The 16,027-nt window shown below is 69.6% G+C and carries 11 protein-coding genes and 2 pseudogenes; 10 read left to right on the top strand and 3 right to left on the bottom strand.

Annotated elements, in window-relative coordinates; translation table 11 throughout:
- Positions 1-213 precede the first annotated feature (213 nt).
- From ACFXOM_RS31785 to ACFXOM_RS31810, 6 genes and pseudogenes are all read left to right on the top strand, one after another.
- The gene (locus ACFXOM_RS31785) at positions 214-1,413 is read left to right on the top strand and encodes a hypothetical protein (protein WP_385040760.1); all 1,200 of its coding nucleotides are present in this window, start codon (positions 214-216) and stop codon (positions 1,411-1,413) included.
- Positions 1,410-4,778 carry a hypothetical protein gene (locus ACFXOM_RS31790; RefSeq protein WP_385040762.1) on the top strand — a complete coding sequence of 1,123 codons (3,369 nt, stop codon included), beginning with the start codon at positions 1,410-1,412 and terminating at the stop codon, positions 4,776-4,778. The genes ACFXOM_RS31785 and ACFXOM_RS31790 overlap by 4 nt, the downstream gene beginning before the upstream one ends.
- The gene (locus tag ACFXOM_RS31795) at positions 4,775-7,531 is read left to right on the top strand and encodes an RNAseH domain-containing protein (RefSeq protein ID WP_385040764.1); all 2,757 of its coding nucleotides are present in this window, start codon (positions 4,775-4,777) and stop codon (positions 7,529-7,531) included. Before ACFXOM_RS31790 ends, ACFXOM_RS31795 begins: the two co-directional genes overlap by 4 nt.
- A gap of 169 nt (positions 7,532-7,700) precedes the next feature.
- Complete coding sequence (locus ACFXOM_RS31800; protein ID WP_385040767.1) at positions 7,701-8,597, top strand: hypothetical protein; 897 nt, start codon at positions 7,701-7,703, stop codon at positions 8,595-8,597.
- Between the two features lie 316 nt (positions 8,598-8,913).
- Positions 8,914-9,602 (top strand): annotated as a pseudogene (locus ACFXOM_RS31805) (IS481 family transposase); the annotation flags it as partial.
- Positions 9,603-9,651: 49 nt separating this feature from the next.
- Positions 9,652-9,879: pseudogene (locus tag ACFXOM_RS31810) on the top strand (IS5/IS1182 family transposase); the annotation flags it as partial.
- A 24-nt stretch (positions 9,880-9,903) separates the two neighbouring features.
- Here the strand turns inward: ACFXOM_RS31810 and ACFXOM_RS31815 are convergent.
- The gene (locus ACFXOM_RS31815; RefSeq protein ID WP_385040770.1) at positions 9,904-10,419 is read right to left on the bottom strand and encodes a hypothetical protein; all 516 of its coding nucleotides are present in this window, start codon (positions 10,417-10,419) and stop codon (positions 9,904-9,906) included.
- A 192-nt stretch (positions 10,420-10,611) separates the two neighbouring features.
- Positions 10,612-10,968, bottom strand: a complete 357-nt coding sequence (locus ACFXOM_RS31820; protein ID WP_385040773.1) for a hypothetical protein — start codon at positions 10,966-10,968, stop codon at positions 10,612-10,614.
- On the opposite strand from ACFXOM_RS31820, the gene ACFXOM_RS31825 reads away from it, so the two are divergent.
- From ACFXOM_RS31825 to ACFXOM_RS31835, 3 genes are read left to right on the top strand one after another with little or no spacing between them, the layout of a single operon-like run.
- Positions 10,960-11,967 carry an integrase gene (locus ACFXOM_RS31825; protein ID WP_385040776.1) on the top strand — a complete coding sequence of 336 codons (1,008 nt, stop codon included), beginning with the start codon at positions 10,960-10,962 and terminating at the stop codon, positions 11,965-11,967. The two genes, ACFXOM_RS31820 and ACFXOM_RS31825, sit on opposite strands and share 9 nt — an antisense overlap.
- Positions 11,964-14,567, top strand: a complete 2,604-nt coding sequence (locus ACFXOM_RS31830) for a tyrosine-type recombinase/integrase (RefSeq protein WP_385040778.1) — start codon at positions 11,964-11,966, stop codon at positions 14,565-14,567. The genes ACFXOM_RS31825 and ACFXOM_RS31830 overlap by 4 nt, the downstream gene beginning before the upstream one ends.
- Positions 14,564-15,199, top strand: a complete 636-nt coding sequence (locus tag ACFXOM_RS31835) for a DUF6262 family protein (RefSeq protein ID WP_385040781.1) — start codon at positions 14,564-14,566, stop codon at positions 15,197-15,199. The genes ACFXOM_RS31830 and ACFXOM_RS31835 overlap by 4 nt, the downstream gene beginning before the upstream one ends.
- On the opposite strand, the gene ACFXOM_RS31840 is transcribed toward ACFXOM_RS31835, so the two are convergent.
- A complete protein-coding gene (locus ACFXOM_RS31840; protein WP_385040784.1) occupies positions 15,183-15,560 on the bottom strand; it encodes a hypothetical protein in 378 nt (125 codons plus the stop codon). The genes ACFXOM_RS31835 and ACFXOM_RS31840 overlap by 17 nt on opposite strands.
- 114 nt (positions 15,561-15,674) lie before the next feature.
- Here ACFXOM_RS31840 and ACFXOM_RS31845 point away from each other — a divergent pair, with 114 nt between their 5' ends.
- Positions 15,675-15,986: a hypothetical protein gene (locus tag ACFXOM_RS31845; RefSeq protein ID WP_385040842.1), complete on the top strand. Its 312-nt coding sequence runs from the start codon at positions 15,675-15,677 to the stop codon at positions 15,984-15,986.
- Positions 15,987-16,027 lie beyond the last annotated feature (41 nt).

Consider the following 16,027-nt stretch of genomic DNA (forward strand, 5'->3'; position numbering starts at 1 on the left):
TCCGCGTCTCCTACGGGGCGCTGTTGGGGGCACGACGCTGCTGGCCCCGATCCGGAGGCAGCCGGACACGAGTCCGTCCGGAAGACCGCCGCACCGCGCACGTCGGACCGTGATCACCGAATCGGGGGGAGGTCCCCGAACCTCCGTGCCCTCCCACAGGGCGCAGGGGTTGAGGTTGCGGCATGGGCTCGATGCGGTGTGGGGAGGACCGGAGTGTCGGCGGTGGCCGGGACGGCAGCGGCCGTTCAAGAACTCGACGGGGACCAGCTCGCAGCGCTCGACGCCTGCGTGGTCGCGGCGCTGGCCTTGAGCAGCACTGAGGGCGAGGCACAGTGGCGGATGCAGCTGCTGATGGAGTGCCATGGTCGCTACGTGCGCTCGTTCGGGGTCCTTGAGCAGGCACCGTCGTACGAGGTGTTCGCCCGTCGGCTCCACGGAAGCCGGGTGGCCGACCTTTTGCCGGGACGGCCCCAGGGTTCAGTGCTCGGCCAGCTGTGGCTGCTCAATGACGACGGCATGCCCAGTTCGGCGCTGCACCGGCTCGCGGTGGACTCTGAGCACGGCCACCAGGCCCCGGGGATCGGTGCCGACATCCGCCATCTGCACAGCCTGCTGCGGGCGGTGGGGATGTTGCCGGTGAGTACCGGGCTGTCGCGAATCTCCGGCGAGACCGTCCAGCACGCCATCTTCCGCGCGCTGAGGGCCGCCGGCTTCGAGGCGTACGCCCGGGGCCGGGAGGCGATGGTCCGCACGCCCGTCCTGACACGGCGCGGTTTGTCCCGGAACACCGCGTTGGTCGAGCTGGGCGCGTACACCGGTATCTCCCCGACGCGGCAGTTCGGCGGCCTGTGGGCGGCGTGTCCGATTTGCAGATGGACGATGCGGGCCACCTACCGCCCCAATAGCGTGGTGGATGTCGAGTGTGAGGACGAGCGCCACAGCCTGCTGGGCGCTCGGTACCGGGCCGAGCCGACTGCGATGGAGGGTTGGCGCCTGGTCCCGTGTAGCGAGCTGCGCGCCGTGCCGGAGCTGCTGCCCGTGGAGGGCTACGTGGCGTTGCCCTACGCCCTGTGGCTGTGGGTGACGCTCCCGGGCCTGCTGGAGGTCGAGCTGCGCGACCGGCTGGTCGCCTTGGGTGCGGAGGTGCGGCTGTGGCCGTTCGGCGACGCCTATGACCTGCATGTCACTCGTCCTGGCTGGTCCAGGGCGTGGCGCGTCGATGTCAAGACCTGGGCCGACCCGTACGGTCTGGCCCAGAAGCTGCGCGAGGATCCCGAGGGGTCCGGCGAGCTGTGCTTTGTGGTGCCTGAGCACCTGCGGGGGTACCTGCCGCTGCTGCGCCGGGTGGTGCGGGGCAGTGGGGCGCGCGTGCTGACCGATGCCGCCCTGGTGGCGGAGGTGGAGGGGGCGTGAGCAGGACGATTGCCGGGGCTCTGGCTTTGGCCGAGTATCTTCTTCCCGTCCGGTTCCGCGACGGGCGGCAGGTGGTGCGTGTCGCGGACGCCCATGTCCTGCTGAGCGGGCACGCGCCGCGTGCCGTGGTGGGCTGGGAGCAGTGGTCGGAGGCGGACAAGCAGCGCCTCGGCGCGCTGTTGGGCACCCGCCATCGGGGGGAGGCGCTTCTGCACCACGTCGAACGGACCGTCTACGACGTCTTCCACACCCCTGACGCGGACGACCCGCTGCCCGCTCTCTACTCGCTCGGGTACAGCAAGCGGGGGCGGGCGCTCGAGGTGCTGCCGGCTCACGGGCAGGACCCTTCGGACATTGCCGAACGCCTGCTCGCGCCGACCAGGCGCGGGCGGCTGCTGCGGGTCGCGAGCGGATCGGGCTGGTCGGCACCGACATCGCGGGGACGGGTCCAGCTCGCTTTCCCCGACGAGCAGGGGGTGTACAGGCCGCCTCGGGTCGTGACCGCGCCGTCGGTGGAGTTGGTGGTGGACGCCGATGAGCTCGGCTGGCAGAGTCGGGACACTGACCAGGACATGAAGGGCCCGGCCTTCCGCGAGAAGCAGATCGCGCTGCTGCTGCGCGGGACCATCGGTGGCGGGCAGCGCCCCTTGGAACCCGTCGTCCTGCCGCCGGGCCGGATGCACCTGCTGAGTGCGCCCCCGGGCGTGGGCAAGAACGTCTTCGGTCGGGGGCTGGCGATCCAGCAGGCGGGCTTGGGCCGCACCACCGTGCTGGTGGTCAGCGACAACGGCGACGTCTACGGCGAGGCTTTCACCTTGCAGCAGGAGCTGCGGGCGGCGGGAGTCAAGGAGACGGCCACGCCGTTCATCGCCCCCAACAGCCGGTACAACTTCGCGCTGCGCTCCGCCGCGAAGCTGGAGGGCACCGGCGTGCCGCTGGCGCAGGCCTCGGCGAGCATCGCCTTCCTCGTCAACAACTCTGCCTACGGGTGCGCCGCGCAGGCGCAGCTCGAGGGACGCGACGCCTTCGAGGGCGGCAGGGAGCCGTGCACGGTCACGGCGTCGGATGCTTTCGGCCAGCCGGAGCGGGCGCTGTGCCCGTATGTGTCGTCCTGCGGGAAGTTCTCCCACGTCGAGGCCGCGACGACGGCCAGGATCATCGTGACCACCCACGCCTGCTTCCAGTCCGGGATGATCAAGGTTCCGGTGGAGGTCGACGGGGAGGTCCGCAACAGGATCAGCGTGCGGGAGTTCCTTCTGCGCCTGGCGTCGTATGTGGTCGTCGACGAGGTCGACGCCTACCAGTCGCGGGGGTTCAACGAGTGCGGTGTGCTGGAGCTCGCGTCCCGCTCCCGCCCAACCACGGTGCTGCGGCGCATTCGCGACAGCCTGCACCAGGCGCCGCCGCGGCTGGCGGTGGCCGTGCGCCGGCCCCTGACCCGGGCTGTGTTCCTGGCCGAGCAGCTGCTCGACCTGGTGGCCGGGGAGGAGGTCTGCACCGAGGTCGCTCAGGCGCGGGCCCTGGCCCGCGGGCAGGACCCGCGCCGGACGCGGCAGGTCCTGCAGGACCGCAAGCGCTGGTATCAGCCCCATCAGTGGGACCGGCATCTGCTGGAGAACCTGATCGGGGTGGCCCCTGACGCTGCGGCCACCGACGAGCAGGCCGACCGTCTGCAGGCATTGCTCCCGCGCGTGGCCACCCGGCCAGGCGACCGCCCTTCCTCCGCCGTCCTGCCGGACCAGCTGCTGCCCGTCCCGGACGTGCTGGAGCGGATGCTCACGATCGACGAGGGCGGCGAGTGGCAGCTTGCCCCCCTCAAGGACGAACTACGGGAGATCGTCTCCGCCGCGCTGCCCGCCTTCTGCGCCGCCGAGGGCGGAGCCGACGAAACACCTGCCGAGTCCACGGTGCCGGCGCAGCGCGGGCCCGACCAACCGGAGACGGAGCGGGCGCCCACGCGCACCGAGGTCACCGCGGGCGTCCTGCACGCGCTGATCATGAAGACGTGGCTGACGGCCATCGTCCACACGATGTTCAACCTGACGGACAGGGCCGGCGAACTCGCCGGGCACGGCATCGACGCGGCCTCCGAGCTCGCCGACGCAATCGGCCACCAGGGCGCCGGCACCGTCGTCCCGTTCGGGCCGCTGGGTCGCCAGCTGGGCGGGTTCCGCTTCGAGGGGCTGGACGACCCCGGCAGTCACGCGAGTTTGAAGATGGAGGTGCTGCGCGCCGACCCCCACACCGAGACGCAGTTCCTCGGCAGCGTCGTCTCCCTCGCCCTGTGCGGCCGCCAGCGCACCGTCTTGGGCATGTCCGCCACCGGCTTCATGCCGGGCGCGGCGCGCACCCACCTGCTCGCCCGCCCCGACTGGGCGATGCCCGACACGCTCCGCGATGGGCTGACCGTCTTCAACAGCACCCCCGTCGCTGACGGAAAGCTTTTGGCCGTCGGCAGCACCCCCTACCGCGAACGCGACCAGCGGGTCATCTCACTGGCCGCCGGCTACGCGCCGGGCCTGGTGCGCGACCTGGACCGGCTTGCCGCGGAGGCGCGCACCCGGCATCGCGCGCGAGCTCTGATCACCGTCAATTCCTATCGTCAGGCTCGCCTGTTCGCCCAGACCTTGTACGACACCGCGCTCGCCCTCGGGCGGCGGCTGCGGATCTACGTCGCCGTCGCGGACACCCCCGACCTGTCTCTGCCGCCGGTCTGCGACGCGATCGGCCAGCTCACCCGCGACCGTTTTGCGGAGCTGGCGGACCTCGACGGCGAGGTGCTCATCTCGCCGCTGCCGCGCACCGAGCGGGGCTTGAACGTGCTGACCGTGTTCGAGGGCGTCGCCGTGTCTGCCATCACCCTGATCGCCATGGGTGTGCGGCCGGTCATGCCGGCCGACGACCCGGCGGTGCTGGCGGCCAGTGTCGCCGCCCGGGCTTGGCGCGACACCGTGCCCGGCGACGACCCCGCCGCCGTCCTGGCCCAGGCCCGCGCGGCGGCCGACGCGCACCTGCGCCTGAACCTCAACGCGCCCAAGCGCTTCTCCGCCCTGCCCGACGAGCTGAAGTACGAACTCGTCGCCACCCTCCTCGGGCAGAGCGTTCAGCTGGCGGGCCGCGGACGCCGCGGGCAGACCCACGTCGAGCTCCACTTCATCGACGGCGCCTTCCACGACCCCACCTGGGGATCCGACCTGCCCACCCTGATCCGCGGGCTGCTCGAGCAGTCCCCGCAGGACGACCTCGCGCAGCTCGGCGCTTCTTACGGCCACACCATCGAGGAAATCGCCGAGTACGCCCACGCCCAGCACCTGCTCCCCGCGCTGCGCGCGGGCTTTGACGCCTACCTGGGAGAGTACGCATGAGTCGCCCGCTCGACAGCGTCGCCCGCAAGCAGGCCCGCCTGCTGCAATTCCGCACCGCTCCCGCCGACCTGGGCCAGGTAATCGCCTACCGGCCCGACGCCCCCGTCATGGACCTGGCCATGGAGCTCTCGCGCGAGTACAAGCGCAACGTCGGCACCGGTCTGGACGTGCAGCCGCCCTACCGGGCGCTGGAGTGTGTCCTGCGCGCGGCGGCGGGCACCTGGGCGCGCTGGCAGTGGAACGACGGCTGCTACGAACTCCTGTGCGCGGCGCCCATCAGCGCCGAGGACCGGCGCGACGTGTTCTGCTACTGGGCCGAAGCCGTGGTCCCCGGCCCCGACGGCCGGCGCATCGGCGAACAGCTGGCCGAACTCCTCGCCCAGGCCGAGCCCCGCTCCGCCGTCCTGCCCCCGCCGCCGAGCACCGGCAAGCGCTCGCGCGGCTGGTGGCCGGGCGAACTCGCCCGCTGGCGCCTGGCCGAGGAACTCGCCGCCCTCGAGTGGCCCCGCAACAACGGCGCCCCCGTCCGTTTCGCACTGTGCACCGACGGCCGCCTGGCCGCGATCGGTCACGAACTGCCCGCCGAACCCGACCGCAAGGGCATCGTGCGCCACCTGCTGCCCCGCATCACCATCGGCACCGCCGCCAGCGGGCACTCCCGGCGCCACGCGCTGACCGTGAACGCCACCACCACTCTCCTCGCCACCTCCTGGAAGGGTGTCGCCACCGTCCTGCTGGCCAACCCCGACCAGCCGCTCGTCGTCGCCGCGGCTACCGACGGGCCGCCGTGGAAGCGCCGCCTGAACGTCCCCGCGGTCGCCGCCAGCCGCCGCCTGGCCGCCCTGCCCCGCCTGAGCGCGAACGTGCCGCCCTTCCCCGAACATCTCGCCGACGACGCCCTGGCCGATACCGCCCCGGGGCCGGTCTGGGCCGTCGCCCCGGCCAGCGTCCGTACCCCCGGCCTGGGCCGCGGACACGGCATGGAGTTCTTCCGCCGCGTCGAGGAGGCCATCGACACCCGGTGCGAGAAGTACAGCCACCGCAGCCCCGTGTTCATCGAGGTCCCCGGCATCAAGGTGCCGCCCACCGAGAGCGGCTCACGCGTCAGCGGACCGATCCCCCTCGAACGGATCCCCGCCGCCCTGGACGCCGCCGGCGTGGGCACCCTCCTCGTTCCCGTCCTGTGGAACACCAACGAGGTCCGTGCCCGGGTGAAGGCCGCGATCGCCGCCCAGTGGGGCCTCGGCGAGGACTGGAAGGCCGTCGAAGGCGTCGCCGAACCCGCCGTCGGCGGGCGCATCGAGGTCGTTTTCCTCCACGACAAGGCCAGTGCCCTCGGCCACGGACCGCGCACCAGCGCGGAGCGCGAGCGGGACCTGGCGCAGATGCTCGCTCCCCACACCCGCGAGGACACGCTCGTCGCGGCGATCTGCGAGACCGACTGGGACCCCGAGCGCTGGTACCCGAGTGTCGAAGCCCGTGAGAAGGCCGAGGCCGAGGACGGCAAGTGGCCCTCCAAGCAGGCTCTCGCGCGCCTCGCAGCGACCTCCCAGTACATCAAGCAGGCCCCGCCGCCGGTCCCCACCCACACTCGGGAGGGCAAGCCCTACAACGAGAAGTACCGTGCGAAGAAGGTCGCCTCCCGCCAGAGCGGCCTCGACAGCTCGACCGCGAACGTGCTGCGCGAGATCCTCAGCGGGGTCGGCGCCACCGACCACCGCCTCGGTGCCGCGTTCGGCAAACTGTCGCTCGAGAACTGGTGGCACATCGGCATCCACGTCCGCCGCCACGCCCAGCGCCGCACACCCGGCAAGCGCCGCACCACCGAACCGGCGCCGATCACCGCAACCCTCGCCGCCATGCGCCCCACCGGCGGAAAGGACGACCCCTGGCAGTTCTGGGCCTACAGCCCCCAGGCCGGGCAGTGGCAGCCCCTCAGCCCGGCCACCACCGCGCTGCACGCCGCCGACCTCGCCTGGGACGTCAGCGGATACCGCGCCACCGCGGACGAGACACTCCAGGCCCGCGCCGCCGCAGACATCGTCGAGCAGGCCCTTATCGCCGTCCGCACCCAACTTCCCGCACCAGCCCCCGCGGTGCTCTACGTCGACGGCGACGCCGCCGAGTACATCTGGGCGGGCCTCACCGACGAAGCCCTGGGCCAGGACCCGCCGCCCGGCATGCCCCGGCCGGCGTCCTGGCTGCCCGGCCACAGCCTCCCCCGCGCCCAGCGCCCCCTGGCCACCGTCCGCGTCATCGGTGATCTGGAACGCATCGGCCGCCCCACCGGGGCCCACATGCGCACCAGCGACGGCACCTGGCGTGCCACCGACACCACCAACAGCCTCTTCCAACTCGCCACCGACGACGGCGCCGTCACCTACCCCGACCTCCTGCTCGTCAACGTCCCCCGCACCTGGGCCGCCGGCCCCGCCGGCCGCTTCGGCAAGGACGAGACACGCTTCGACAGCGGCAGCCAGAGCAAGAACGGCTACGCCCACACCGCCACCCGGTTCACCGTCATCGCCCAGAGCCCCGACGCCGACTGCGACCTCATCGGAGCCGTCGCCGCCGTCCTGACCAACCAGGGCATCACCTCAGACGTCCGCCAAAGCACCCCCACCCCCCTCCACCTCGCCCGCAGGATGGACTCCACCCACCCCTACTACCGCCGCACCGCGGAGAGCGCCGAGGACGCCCCCGATGCCGCCGAAGACGGGAACACCGCGCAGGAGGAGACGACCAGCCTGTAGCCAAGGCGAGTGATCCCGCGGCTGCGGACAGGCCCTCACTGAACTTCGTTCGGGCCGTCGGCCTGAATCGGCCAAACGACTGCGCGCGCGGCCCCCGGCTTGAAGAATGCCCCCCATGTACATGTCTGCACTGCGGTGTGGAAGGAGGCCGATGCGGCCCGAGGAGACCATGGACATCAAGCTGGCCTTCGCAGGTTGGTTCACCAGTAAGCCGGCCGCGGAGCTGGCAGAGATGGAAGCCGAGGCTTACGCGAGACAGGGGTTCAGCAACTCCCCGCAAGACGAGCTGGACAGTCTGCGTATCGCGCAGAACTACTGGGTGGCTCCGGACATGGTGCGCATCGTGGAAGCGGCGCAGGAAACCCTGCCTGACGAAGACGTTCTCCTAGAGGAGCCGCCGTCGAGTCACGGATTCCTCGTGCTCGCTGAGCCCTTCACAATTCGGTGCGCCGATCCGGAGTGTGCAGTTGACCATCCGTTCAGCGGCTTGCGGTGGCGTCCCGTCCATCGAATCCTCCCCGCTACCAAGTGGGCGGAGGAGCAGCACGATGACGGAATCCTTATCCAATGGATCGGACCTGTCGTTGGCGAGGAAGAACGCAAGTTCTTCGGATCACCCGTCGCGCCAGTGGGGAACGGGATGTTCATGCCAGCGGGTCGCCCTCTCCAGATGGCTCAGTCGGTAGAGGTCGGCGCCATGCGTCCCGAGTCTGCTGCCCTGTGCCGATACGCACGCACCATGTGGACCCTGATGCAGCAGCCGCTGGTGGCCGTTGGCGATCTGGAGGCGGACCGCCCTCAGCGGAGGCGACTCCAACGGGCAGGACAGATACCCGCTGCTCCCGTGGCAGTCGTCACCCTGCGGCGCAAGACAGCGACGGGCGGAAACAACGACGAGGCCCAAGAGGTCGAGTGGTCGCATCGCTGGGTCGTCCGGGGGCACTGGCGGCGTCAATGGCACCCACGCCTGCAAAGCCACCGCCCAATCTGGATCAGCGAGCACGTGAAAGGACCGGACGACAAGCCGCTGCTGGTACGCGAGAAGGTCATCACCTGGCGTCGTTAGCAGGAGCCGTACCGGTACATGTCCCCCTCAGCGTCGCCGCCGGCCGCTGGACACAGGATAGACCTCTCCCCTCGGCTACCGCGAGGTTAGAGGTGTCGTTTCCCGAAAGGGGCTTGCCCATGGCCTCTGGCCTGTGCAGATGGGAGATCACCGGATTCGGGGGGTCCCACCTCCGGTCACACTTGCGGTCCCCCGCCTAGTTGTTCTGTCCACGGAGGTTGGTGACAGCGATCACTGGAGAGTGATCTTGAATGAGTGAGGGCCTTCCGGGTTCGGTGTGGATTGCGACATCTCCACCGAACGACGAAAGGCCCTCGTGCCCCACCGTAATGCACCTCTGACCGAGACCGGACGACTGCGCCTGGCCCGGTGCGTGGTCGAGGACAACTGGCCTCTCAGGCGCGCCGCGGAACGCTTCCAGGTCTCGCCGACCACGGCCCAGCGCTGGGCCGACCGCTACCGGCAGTTCGGCGAGGCCGGGATGTGCGACCGCTCCTCCCGCCCGCACCACAGCCCCCGCCGGACCCCGACCCGCACCGAGCGCCGGATCATCAAGGTCCGCCTCCTGCGCCGGTGGGGCCCGGCTCGTATCGCACACCTCCTGCGGCTGGTGCCCTCGACCGTGCACCGCGTGCTGACCCGGTTCGGCCTGGCCCGCCTCGCCCACCTGGACCGCGCGACCGGCCGGGTCATACGCCGCTACGAACGTGCAAGACCCGGCGAGCTGGTCCACGTCGACATCAAGAAACTCGGCAATATCCCCGACGGCGGCGGACACAAGGTCCTGGGCCGTCAGGCCGGCCGCAAAACCCGTTCCGGGACGGCTACAGCTACATCCACACTGCCGTCGACGACCACTCCCGCCTCGCCTACAGCGAGATCCACGCGGACGAGAAGAAGGAGACCGCCACCGGCTTCTGGAACCGGGCCCAGGCGTTCTTCACCCAGGCCGGGATCACCGTCGAGCGAGTTCTGACCGACAACGGCTCCTGCTACCGCTCACGCGACTGGCGTGTTTCTCCACCTGACGATCAAGACCGTGAGCAGGCCCAAGGATGCCAAGGGTTTTGTGATCCTCCCGAGGCGCTGGGTGGTAGAGAGGTCCCTGGCGTGGCTGTTGCACGCGCGTCGGAACGTGCGAGATTACGAGACCCGGCCCGAACGCTCCGAAGCCATGCTCACCCTCGCCGCGATCACCCTCATGACCCGGCGTCTCACCCGGGCCGCCATTGCTCCCAACGCAGCTCGGCCCCGCTCGCAATCCACAATTCAAGCCGCCTGAACCGCCTCTGCCGGGCGGCAAGGGTCACAGGCCTGGCGTCCCACCTGGGAGAGTGTCAATCCGGTAATCGAGTTCGTGTGCATCGCCACCGTAGACAGACTCGTACACGATCTTCATCGCCAGGCGGTTCTTGATCAGATCCCATAGATCGGAGTGACGGGCGTCGTCATAGTTGTCCACAGACAGCAGGAGGCGTGAGGCGCCAGCGGGCAGCACCCAGGGCTTGCGGTTCATCTCCACCACGCGCGGCGTTTCCCTCAGTTCCGCGCAGATCGAGACCACGGTGTCGTGCCCCCAGTGGCCCAGGGGTAGCTGGTCGAGCCAGGTTTGTGAAGTGGTGACGAAGGCGGGTCCCAAACCGTGGTTCTCCAGGCTTATCCCGGTGACTCCGCCGACACGACGGTAGTTCCACAGCGTGAGCACCGGCATCACTGAGTGCCGGTTGTGTCGGCGGTTCGCCCTGCTCTGCTGGACGGAGACAACGAACGAGGCGGAAGCAATGGCAGTGGCACAGACAGCGGTCACCGTATCGGCGTTCATGGCATCTCCCCTTCTCGCCTCCAATACGACTATCTACGCCCACAGCGTGGTTGCAGCCCCTCCCTTCTCGCCGTCCCACCGGGCCTGGCCGACCAGAGACGCTGTGTGCTTCGCGAGGTTAAAGACAGGCTCTCACCTTGTTTTTTAACCTGCTGCGCCCTCAAGGGGTGCGTGGTGGTACAGGACTCTGCTCTACATTTCGTGCGGCTTGACCCGATTTCCGGGGACGCGAATGACGACGGCCCAGCGGTCTCGTTGCTCGGCTGTGGGCGCTGCGACGCGATCGGCCCACATGTTGTCGCGGATGTTGGGGATCCAGTCCTTGTTCTTCGGCGTGAGGTCGAGGACGACGAGCATGCCGAGCGTGATTCCGCCAGCCTGGTATGCGACTGTCTGGCCGAGGTACCGGCGGAGCCCCTTTTTCGTGGTGTTGCCTCTTGTGCGCTTGCACTCGATGATGATCGAGAAGCCGGGGAGGCGGACCGGTTCCTGCGTGAGCACGAGGGCTCGGGCACGCAGAAGACCTACGCGTACTACCTGGTGGACCACTTGCGGTGGCTGGAGCGCGAGTGCCTGGCCTTCGACACGGTCCAGCTGCGGGACCTGGAACGGTACATGGGCATCGTCGGCGCCGAGGTTCGCATACCGCTCGGGGAACCGTGGCGGGTGGGCAAGCGCCCCTACGGCCGCTCGGCGCTGTCGACCGCGGCGGCTTGCCTGAAGGGCTTCTACCTGCAGCAGGCTTCTCGCGGCATCAACGGCGAGCTCGGCAAGAAGCTCGACAAGTCCCGGCTGCCGACGAGGGCGGACAAGCGCCGCTCGTTCCTCGGGCACGTGAAGAACACGCTGCCGACCAACCCGCTGGCGCCGAAGGGGCCGCACCGCCGGCACCCGAAGATGCTGCCGGAGGGGGCCAGGGAGAGGCTGCTGGAGACGGTGAACGCCGCCCGGGACCGGTTGGTCGTCGATTGGCTCGCCGACGGCGGGCTTCGGATCGGCGAGCTCTGCGGGCTGCACCTGGTCGATCTGCACCTGCGGGAGAACGCTGCCTGCGGCGAGTGCCGCACCCCGCACCTGCACGTCTGCCACCGGCCCGGCAACCCGAACCGGGCCGAGGCCAAGACCAAACACCCCTGGCGGGTCGAGCGCGGGACGGTGACTGGTGGGCTGATTAAGCGAGTCAGCCCGGCGATGGTGCACTCCTACTTCGAGTACATGACGACCGAGTACCCGCGCGGCGCCGGGCACGGCATGCTCCTGGTCCAGCTGCACGGCGCCGGTGCCGGTCAGCCGTGGGCACCGGTCGGCGCCCGGCGGATGCTCGGCCGGGCCGGGAAACGCGCTGGTCTGGGGCTGGTGAAACCCCATGCCTTCCGGCACACCTTTACCTCGGCGGTTCTCGATGCCGCGGACGGCAACACCCTGATCGCCCGGGACGCCGGCGGCTGGGCGTCGGCCGCGATGGTCGACGAGGTCTACGGGCACGTCGATGTCCACGACCCGGTCTTCGACGCCGCGCTTCGCATGGTCTGGGGTGAGACGAAGTGACCGCGAACTCGCTGCTGCCCCTCTACACCGAACGCCTCGACCGCGAGGGCCGGGACCGGCTGGAAATCCTCACCGCGTTGATCGGTGCCCCGTCCTTCGATCCGATCTTCCGTGGAGTACTCGTACGGGTTCCCCAAGACCACCCCGTCTACCAGTGGGGATGCGTCGTCGGCACCTGCGAACGCGTCCGCTCCGGCGGGACGGACCTGTGCTCCAACCACCTTCGACAGTGGGGAAAAGCGCGGGAGTCGGGCACGACGCGGGCGGAGTTCCTCACCGCGGCACAGCCGCTGTCCCGGGCCGAGTTCGAGCGCGAGGGCCTGTGCTTGATCTGCCCGGATCGGCCGGCGGAGCCGCGAACCGACCTGCGGTTGTGTCGCTACCACTACAGCTCCTGGAAGTACTACGTCGCCCCGCGCGATTCCGGGGCGGACTTCGAGCAGTGGGTTGTCGAGCAGGAGCCCCGCGAGGGTTACGGAAACTGCCAGGTCACGGTCTGCCCCGGGCTGGCAGAGTCGCCGTTGGGTTTGTGCAGCTGGCACTGGCACCGCTACAAGCGTGACCGCCGTCCCGGCGGGGCGGCCCTTCCGGCCAGCTGGTGGCAACGATACGAGAGCCAGGGACACGCTGTCCCCGTCTCCTGCACGGACGAGAACGCCTTCCGCACCTGGTGCGCGACGGTCGATCCGGCCCCGCGGCCGGGACTGGTCAACCTGCGCGGTCTGCGGCCGCTGCTGCGAGCCGAGATCCAGTACACCCTGTTCGCCCACACCCAGCAGGACCGGCACAGCATCTGGCGCCTGGGCTGGATCCAGAAACTCGTCAACCTCGCGCGTGAACGCGACGCCGGCTCGCTGACCGACCTGGACCTGGACGACTTCCCGCGCTTCCACACCTCGATCGTGAAGAAGATGCTCCACTACCTGCGGCTGGTCTACTTCACCCCCGAGCAGACGCGGGACGCCGGGTTCCTTGAGACCGACCACTTCGGCATCCGCTTCCCCCACCGGGCCAGCCACATCGACCTGACCCGCATCACCCAGCGCTGGCTGCGTGACCTGCTCTGGGACTACACCGCCGAACTGATCCGCTCGCCCCACCGCCCGCGCACCGCACAGCCCATCGACGGCATCCGCCGGGCCTGCACCGAACTGAGCGCGTTCATGGAGGTCGACGCCCCCGGCGGAGGCCACGACCCAAGCGCCTTGCGGGTGGAGACCATGCACCGCTTCATCGCCGATCAGCGCCATCGTGAACGCCACGGGCTGCCCTCGCTGGTGATGAAGGGGCTCTACGGCAAGCTGTCGACGGTCACCTCCGTCACCCGCACCGACGTGTTCAACGGCGTCCGCAAGCTGCTGCGGCACGCACTGGAAAACGGCGCCGCCGAACGGCTCGGCCTAGACCGCGAGTTCATCATCGCCATGCCCTTTGCCGGCGGCGAGCCGCTGCGGGCCCGGCGTCCCTTTCCCGACGAGGTCGCCCGAGCCCTGGCCGACGAGACCAACCTAGCCCAGCTCGCAGAGCAGTACGACCCCGATGACCAAGGGATGCGGGACGTCTGGGAGACCATCGTGCTGACCGGCCGCCGCGTGAACGAGGTCCTCAAGCTGCGCTGGAACTGCATAGGCCGCTACGGCGGCCTGCCGATGTTCTGGCACGACCAGAGCAAGGTCGGCAACTACGACACCGCAATCCGTATCCCCGACCGGCTCTACGGCCTCCTCGCCGAACGGCAGCGCAAGACGCTGGACCGGTTCGTCGCCCGGCACGGACGCCGCCCGACCAGTGCCGAACGCGCCCAACTCGCCCTGTTCACCAGCAAGGTCCGCAACCCCGATGGCTCCACCGCCCTGTCCTACCAGTGGTTTCATCGGCGGTTCCGGGAGTGGGTCACCGAGCTCGACCTCGGCCAGCTCGTCCCCCATCAGGCTCGCCACACTCTGGCCACCAGCCTGCTTCGGGCCGGAGCGAGCCTCACCCACATCCGCCGCTACCTCGGCCAGGTCTCCGACCGGATGGCCGAACACTACGTCCACCTGACCAGCGAAGACCTGGAGAACGTCCTCCAGCACGTCTGGGTCACCGGCCCCGGCACCACCCAACCCGGCGAACTCCTCACCCGCGAGCAGGCCCAGGCCCTCGCCATCGACCTCGCCCGCCGCAGCACCCCCGCCGAGGGCGGGTTCTGCACCTTCCAACCAGTCGTCGACGGCGGCGCCTGCCCCTGGAACCTCGACTGCCACAACTGCGACAAGTCCGTCCTCTCCGGCGCCGACCTCCTCTACTGGCGCCGCAAGCGCGAACAATGGCGCCTGCTGGCCGAAGGCGCCCCCGACGATGCCACCGCCGACTACCTGCACCGCTACTTCGAGCCCACCGCCCGCGCCATCGACGGTCTGGAGAAAGCCCTGGCCGGCCTCGGTCTCCTCGACGATGCCCTCGCCCTGGACCTGCGCAAACCCCAGGACTACTTCCACCGCGTCTGGTCCACCGCCTTCCGCGCCGCCGACCTCGCCGACGCGGGCACCGACGAGCCGGACGAGTACAGCAATACGTGCACAGCCGACAGCGACGACCCCGAACAGGACGCTGCATGAACACCGTCCCCATGCCCGAACCCCGCACCGCGGCGGCCTTGGCCGCCCGCCGCCGCAAGACCGAAGCCGCCGTCGAGCGCGTCCACCAGGCCATCGCCCGTCTCCGACGCGAGAAAGCCCAGGTCAGTGTCGCTGCCGTCGCCCGCCGAGCGGACGTCTCACGCAGCTTCCTCTACGACAACATCGCGGCCAGAGCCGCGGTCGCCGCGGCCATGACCGCAGCTGGCGAACGCCGGACTGGGACGCTCGCCGAGCAGGACGAGGAGCGCGAGGCGACTTGGCGCGAACGCGCCCTGAACGCCGAGGACGCCCTCAAGGCCGCCCACACCGAGGTCCTCGCCCAACGCACCCGGATCGGCGAACTTCTGGGCCAGATACGCGACTTGCAAGCCGAATGGACCGAGGACGCCATCCAGCGGATCACCACCGAGAACACCACCCTCAAACAGCGCGTCCGCCAGCTCACCACCGACAACCGCACCCTCGACGAACGCCTCAAGGCCGCCCGCTCCAACCTCCGCTTCCAAGACCGCCGCGTCGCCGACCTTGAGGCCCAGATCGCCGAGCCAATGGCAGGGAATCGGCCGACAACGTCCGGCCGTGCATCGTCGCCGGTCACGGACAGGACGTGAGCCGAATCCTCTCGACGGGCGGTAGAGCAATGGGCATCTTGTCGGTGACCCAGGCGTATTCGAGGCCGGCCAGGGCACCATCCTCGACCCACACGAGCAGCTCGCCGATGTACTGACCCTGCTCATCGAGCACCTGCGCGTCCACGGGGACGATGCCGGCGCCCAGCGACGCCCGTCGCAGGGGTTCGAGGACTCTCAGGTCGATACTCACCGATCCGGGCGCCCAAGCGGCGACGACTTCCGCCGAACCGATCTGACTCCGAAGCTCCGATGAACCAGTGAAGTCGCTTGCCAGAACGTGTTCCAGCACTGCCCTCTCGGCTGGGTTCAATGGTCGCGGAGCAACGGGCACGATCGGCATGACCCCATGATGCCCTGCAGTCCACTCGGGTCGCCCGTCGTGCTCCGCCCTTGCAGTCGCGGGGGCGGAGCACGATCGGCCCTTGTCACAGGCGCGGCCTACAGTGGCTGGGTGATGAGGTGGCCCTGCTGTTACTGGGACGAAGAGGGTATCTGGTTCTATTTCGAGCTCGATGTCGACGGACGAGTGATCCGGCAGGTCGAGCTGCAAGAGCCTGTACTGACTCCGCTCGCGGCGGCGTCGCTCGACGAGTGGCAGCGCGCTCAGGGTGCCGGACGGCTGGAGGAGTACGAGGCCAAGTACGGGCTGACCGCAGAATTGCCCTTCCAGGAGTGGGAAGGGCATGATCCCAGCTGGCTGTCGGCAGAAGAGTTCGAAGTGGTCTGGACAGCCGCCCGTCAGCAGATCGAGCTGCGATCCAGCTGACCCTGCGAAGCGTCAGCTGGACTGGAGAGCCGTCGATGCGC

Source organism: Streptomyces sp. NPDC059169 (genome assembly GCF_042755225.1).
Classification (GTDB): Bacteria; Actinomycetota; Actinomycetes; order Streptomycetales; family Streptomycetaceae; genus Streptomyces.